The 6,268-nt window shown below is 39.0% G+C and carries 4 protein-coding genes and 1 pseudogene; all 5 read left to right on the top strand.

Annotation, left to right across the window (positions count from 1 at the left end):
• Positions 1-206: 206 nt before the first annotated feature.
• The 5 genes and pseudogenes from DW830_RS11555 to DW830_RS11535 all read left to right on the top strand — a co-directional run bounded on the left by DW830_RS11555 (position 207) and on the right by DW830_RS11535 (position 6,267).
• Positions 207-1,265 carry a macro domain-containing protein gene (locus DW830_RS11555; protein ID WP_119250023.1) on the top strand — a complete coding sequence of 353 codons (1,059 nt, stop codon included), beginning with the start codon at positions 207-209 and terminating at the stop codon, positions 1,263-1,265.
• A gap of 416 nt (positions 1,266-1,681) precedes the next feature.
• Entirely contained in the window at positions 1,682-2,269 is a 588-nt protein-coding gene (gene rfbC, locus DW830_RS11550) for a dTDP-4-dehydrorhamnose 3,5-epimerase (protein WP_119250022.1), read from the top strand.
• A 32-nt stretch (positions 2,270-2,301) separates the two neighbouring features.
• Entirely contained in the window at positions 2,302-3,210 is a 909-nt protein-coding gene (gene rfbA / locus DW830_RS11545) for a glucose-1-phosphate thymidylyltransferase RfbA (RefSeq protein WP_119250021.1), read from the top strand.
• A gap of 61 nt (positions 3,211-3,271) precedes the next feature.
• A pseudogene (locus DW830_RS11540) lies at positions 3,272-4,380 on the top strand (DegT/DnrJ/EryC1/StrS family aminotransferase).
• A gap of 9 nt (positions 4,381-4,389) precedes the next feature.
• Positions 4,390-6,267: an ATP-grasp domain-containing protein gene (locus tag DW830_RS11535; protein ID WP_119250020.1), complete on the top strand. Its 1,878-nt coding sequence runs from the start codon at positions 4,390-4,392 to the stop codon at positions 6,265-6,267.
• Position 6,268 lies beyond the last annotated feature (1 nt).

The raw sequence follows: 6,268 nt of genomic DNA, 5'->3' as shown, positions 1-6,268 counted from the left end.
ATGGTGGCTACATATTGATGTTGTGCTGTTGCTTTTTACTGAAAGCTGCTACTAACGACTCATAAATCTACCCTTAATCGTGTATTGGATGATAGTTGCGGATTTTAGGTTTATAATGAAACGGCAAAAACACGTCTTATAAACATTGGTGTTGCTGCAGAGTTAATAGTAGTTAAGCCAGGGTTTTATTTTTAATAAGCTGAACTATGATACATTACGTTAAAGGAAATCTATTGGAGAGCGAGGCAGAAGCCTTGGTCAACACGGTAAATACAGTTGGGGTGATGGGTAAGGGTATTGCCTTGCAGTTCAAGGAGGCTTTCCCTGAAAATTTCCGTGTGTATAAAAAAGCTTGTCAGAAAAAAGAGATGCGAATTGGAGACATGCTTATTGTAAAGGATTCAAACTTGACTAGTGGACCAAAGTTAATTGTGAATTTCCCGACAAAGACTCATTGGAGGTTGCCTTCTGAATATTCATATATAAAGCAGGGACTACAATCGCTTCGCAAGGAAATTGAAACCCGTCATATTAGTTCTATTGCAATCCCTCCACTAGGTTCACACAATGGTGGCCTTGATTGGTTGCGTGTTAAACAGATGATAGAGCAATCGCTTTCTTCGATAGACTGTGATATTTATTTGTATGAACCATCAGATGCCATAGTGGAGCGCATGAAAACAGAGCGTGTGAAGCTGACGCCAGCTAGAGCTATGCTTCTGCTGATGTTTGCCGATATGAATAGAGAAGGAGAGTTTGCCTCTGTCTTTGCTGCAGAGAAACTGATATATTTTATGCAGCGATATGGAGCAAAGAATTACTTTCGGATAGATTTCAAGCCCTACTATTATGGTCCATATTCCGGAGGAAAGGTGGCACATGTTCTTTATTACATGAATGGAAGCTATGTGAAAGGAATGGGAGGTATGAGTGCACGGCCATTTGACTATATCTGGTTGACGGAGGATGCTGCTGCAGAGGCGCAGAAATATGTAGATAATTATAAGGATAGAAGTTTGCAAGATATTTGCGATAAGGCAATGCACTTTCTCAGAGGCAATTATTCCAATTATTCATTAGAACTGCTCTCCACGGTAGATTATTTGCTGGAGAACAAGCCCGAGTTAAAGGGGTGGGAGAATGCTGATGAAAAAGAAATTGCCGGTTACCTTGAGCATGAGATGAAGGAATGGAGCATTCGTAAAGGCAAGATGTTCAATGCTGCATTCATCAAGATTGCTTTGCAAGAAATAAAGAAATTCTAAAATTTGGAAGAAGGTCTAAATTGTGATAAGCTTTATTCTTTGCAATACCATCCGGTCCCATCCCGCAAAACCTGGCGTAGACCTCTGATGGTCCGCCAACCTAAGAGCGTAGCGGTTCCGAGCACCGAGTAGGGCGGTTTTCCTCTTCTTCCCTGAGGGGAGAAGACCGAGATGAGAGGTGGAGCCTTCCTTAACGGTAAGGAAGGACGGGTAGGTTTTCGAACAAATAGCACCGAGTATGGCGGTTACATCCCTAATCCCTATGGTAGGGATTTAGGGCTTGGGTATAGGGGTAAGGACCCTCCCGCAGGGGTTTCTGTCCCCTATAAGGGGAACCGAAGGGGTCGTAATGACTATTGAAGATAGGTGGGGCAAATATAGCTCAGTAGGGCTGTTATTTAGAATAATATATTATTATGAATATAATTAAAACAGAAATTGATGGCGTTCTCATTATAGAGCCACGCCTCTTCCGCGATGCTCGAGGATATTTCTTCGAGAGCTTCAGCGAACGAGAGTTTGAAGAAAAAGTAGCCCCAATTCTGGGACACAGTGTTCATTTTTGCCAAGACAATGAGAGTATGAGCTCTTATGGTGTCATGCGAGGCTTGCATTTCCAGCGTCCACCTTACACCCAAAGCAAGTTGGTTCGTTGCGTAAAGGGTCGAGTGCTCGATGTGGCAGTTGATATCCGCAAGGGGTCTCCAACCTATGGAAAGCATGTGGCTGTAGAATTGACAGAAGACAATCATGTCCAGTTCTTTATCCCAAAGGGCTTTGCTCATGGATTTGCAGTACTTTCAGAGACAGCTGTCTTCCAATACAAGTGTGACAACTTCTATCATCCAGAAGCAGATGGAGGTATCTCTATCTTAGATGAATCTCTGGGTATTGATTGGAAGATTCCTACAGAACACGCTAATCTTTCAGAGAAAGATACAAAGCATGCGATGTTGAAGGATTTCGACAGTCCTTTCGATATCAATGTTGATTTATACAAATAATTATAATCCTTCTCACTAAACAAATAATTGCAATGAAGGGAATCGTATTAGCAGGTGGTAGCGGTACACGTTTGTATCCTATCACAAAAGGAATCAGTAAGCAGCTTATTCCAATTTTCGATAAACCGATGATATACTATCCTATCTCGGTATTGATGTTGGCTGGTATTCGTGAGATATTGATTATTTCAACCCCTTGCGATTTACCTGGTTTCAAACGCCTCTTAGGAGATGGAAGTCAATTTGGAGTAAAGTTTGAGTATGCTGAGCAGCCATCACCTGATGGCTTGGCACAAGCCTTCATTATCGGTGAAGAGTTCATTGGTAACGATTCTGCCTGTCTCGTTTTGGGCGATAACATCTTTTATGGAGCAGGCTTAAATCAGATGCTATATCAAGCAGTAGTTGATGCCGAGCAGAATAACAAGGCAACCGTTTTTGGTTATCGGGTAAGTGATCCAGAACGCTATGGCGTTGCTGAGTTTGACGAACAAGGAAATTGCTTAAGCATTGAAGAGAAGCCTGAGCACCCAAAGAGTAATTATGCAGTAGTTGGTCTTTACTTCTATCCTAATAAAGTCGTAGAAGTAGCCAAAAACATAAAACCTTCCGCTCGTGGAGAATTGGAAATTACAACCGTTAATCAAGAGTTCTTAAAAGATAAGGAGTTGAAGGTACAGACGATGGCTAGAGGTTTTGCTTGGCTCGATACTGGAACCCATGATTCTCTTTCTGAGGCATCTACCTTTGTTGAAGTTTTGGAGAAACGCCAAGGCTTGAAGGTGGCATGCTTGGAAGGTATAGCATATCGCCAGGGATGGATTACTGCAGAACAGCTGAAGGAAAATGCACAGCCAATGTTGAAGAACGATTATGGTAAGTATTTGCTTTCAATACTTGGTGAAAGAGAGGATACATTAAAACAAAATTTAGAATTTTAAACATCTATATATTTCTTTATTATTAAAAAATAATACAGAGTACTTTTAATTCATATATCTTATGGATAAGAAAATAATAACAGTAACCTCTCCGTTACTGCCAAATTTGGATGATTTTCACGCTGAACTCCAGAAAATCTGGGACAGCAAGTGGATAACGAATAATGGTGATTATCACAAGAAACTGGAGGCTGCGCTTGCAGAATACCTCAAGGTTCCTTATGTCAGCCTCTTTACAAATGGTACATTACCATTGCTTACAGCATTGCAGGCTCTTCGTATAACTGGTGAGGTGATTACCACACCTTATAGCTTTGTTGCTACTACTCACAGTATTTGGTGGAACGGCTGTAAGCCTGTTTTCGTAGATATTGACCCTTCAACAGGTAATATCGACCCAAACAAAATTGAGGCAGCTATTACTCCGAGAACAACAGCAATTATGCCTGTACATGTATATGGTAAGCCATGCGATACAAAGGCAATTCAAGAAATAGCTGATAAGTATGGTTTGAAGGTCATTTATGATGCAGCTCATGCTTTCGGTGTTGAAGTGAATGGCGAAGGCATCTTGAATGCTGGAGATATGAGTACTTTGAGTTTCCATGCCACAAAGGTATATAATACTATTGAAGGCGGTGCATTGATTATGCACGACGAGAAAACCAAGAAGCGTATCGATTACTTGAAGAACTTCGGTTTTGCAGGAGAGACTGAGGTTGTTGGTCCTGGTATCAATAGTAAGATGGACGAGATGCGTAGTGCATACGGTTTGCTCAATTTGAAGCAGGTTGATGCTGCTATTGAGCTCGCCATCAGGCTGCAATTAAGTATCGTGAGGCTTTGCGCAATGTAGAAGGAATCTCTTTCTTTGATGATACGCCTGGCGTTCGTCATAACTATAGTTACTTCCCGATTTTCATCGATGCACAGAAGTATGGTATGACTCGTGATGAGCTTTATATGAAGATGAAGTCTCAGAATGTATTGGGCCGTCGTTACTTCTACCCATTGATTAGTGAGTTCTCTACCTATCGTGGCTTGGAAAGTGCTGATCCTACGAATTTGCCAAATGCTCATAAGATGGCAGATAGTGTAATCTGTTTGCCTATGCATCATGCATTGAGTGATGATGATATTCAGAGAACATTGGATTGTATCATAAAATGATAAAAAGATATGGCTCTTAAGAAAATTTTCGCATTAGGCATAGGGCATAACACGCCAGTTTGTATCGATTTGGCTTTAGCTTGTGATTATGTTATAGAGGGTCTTTATCATTTCGATGATAGTAGAACTGGAGAACAGGATCATGGATTCAAAATATTAGGTTCTTTTGATGATCTTTGGAAAAAAGAAACTCTAGAAGGTATGTCTTTCTTATTAACGATGGGGGATAGCCAAAAGAGAGCAGAACTAGCTCATAAAATAATATCCATGAATGGCAAAGTACCAACACTAATTCATCCTACTGCTGTTATTTCGCATTTTGCAAGGATTTCATCTGTTGGCGTTTATATCTATCCTTTTTCTTATGTACAAGCAGATTCTGTTATTGGAGAAAATACGACATTGCTTTCGCATGTTAACATTTCACATAATACGAAAATTGGAAAAAATTGTTTTTTTGCAGGTGGTGCTATTTTGGGTGCTTATGCAGAAGTTCAGGATTTTACGTTTGTTGGCCAAGGTGCGTTAGTTGTATCTTCAAAAGTTAAGAATATTGGCAAAAGCTCTATTATAGGAGCAAGAAGCTTAGTTACACATGATGTTCCCTCTCATGTAATCGTTGCTGGAAGTCCAGCTCGTATAATACGAGATAATTATCCTACATTTAAAAAAAATAATATGAAAATATTGGTATTAGCTGGTGGATCTGATCAAATAGCATTGATTAAGGAGTTGAAGAAAAGAGGTCATGAAACAATCTTAGTAGACTATTTTCAAAATCCTCCTGCGAAAAACTATGCTTCAAAGCATATTGTTGCTAGCACTCTAGATGTAGATAGGGTTAAAAGTATTGCTATAGAAGAAAATGTTGATTTAGTATGTACTGCATGTACCGATCAGGCATTATTGACTATGGCCAAGGTTTCTGAAGATTTAGGACTGCCTTGTTATATATCATATAAAACAGCTTTGAATGTGACCAACAAATCCTATATGAAAAATGTCATGATGCAGCATGACATTCCTACAGCAAAATTTAAAATCTTAGATAAGATAGATTTAAGCGCTGTTTCAGACTTCACATTCCCCGTTGTGGTAAAACCTGTTGATTGTAATTCTTCTAAGGGTGTAAAGCGAGTTGACAGTATAGAAGAGTTTCCTAAATATCTTAAAGAAGCAATAGAATATAGTAGAACAAAAACCGCAATTGTAGAAGAATTTAAAATCGGTGATGAGATTTCTGCAGATTTTTATATAGAGAATGGTATTGCAAAATATTTAAGTGCAACTAATTCTTTCAAGATTCCAAATCGTAATTCCTTTACAATTTTAGGAAGCTCCTATCCTGTTATAGACGATATTCAAAAGGAAAAGTTAATTAAAATTGCAGGGGATATTGCTATGGCCTTCAATTTGGACAATTGCCCACTGTTAATTCAATTGATTATTAAAGGCAATGAAATGAATGTCATTGAGTTTAGTGCTCGTATGGGGGGAGGCTCTAAATATAAACTCATAGAGGTTCTTTCTGGTGTAGATATCATGTCCAAGTATGTGGATCGCATATTGGGAAGCTATCCTGTTATAACTCCTGCTAAACAAGTGAATTATTGCAAAATGATTTATTCTTATTGCTATCCTGGCATTCTGGACCATATAGAAGGGTTGGAGGAATTGAAACAAAACAAGATAATTGATGAATATTTTGTGTACAAAACCAAAGGGATGGAAATTAGTAAGAGTGAAACGAGTGGCGATCGTTCTTTGGGATATTTAGTTACGGCAACTACAAAAGAAGAATTGAAGCATAAGATTGCTTTAGCAGATAAATCAATTCAAGTTTTGGATATTTGTGGCAATGATATAATGATTCATAATCTTGTATAGT

Source organism: Prevotella sp. AM34-19LB, from assembly GCF_003468525.1.
GTDB lineage: Bacteria > Bacteroidota > Bacteroidia > Bacteroidales > Bacteroidaceae > Prevotella.
This window is presented reverse-complemented; position numbering and strand designations above follow the sequence as displayed.

Coding starts and splice junctions, on each gene's coding strand:
- DW830_RS11555 (WP_119250023.1), top strand. CDS start 207: ATGATACATTACGTTAAAGGAAATCTATTGGAGAGCGAGGCAGAAGCC.
- rfbC (WP_119250022.1), top strand. CDS start 1,682: ATGAATATAATTAAAACAGAAATTGATGGCGTTCTCATTATAGAGCCA.
- rfbA (WP_119250021.1), top strand. CDS start 2,302: ATGAAGGGAATCGTATTAGCAGGTGGTAGCGGTACACGTTTGTATCCT.
- DW830_RS11535 (WP_119250020.1), top strand. CDS start 4,390: ATGGCTCTTAAGAAAATTTTCGCATTAGGCATAGGGCATAACACGCCA.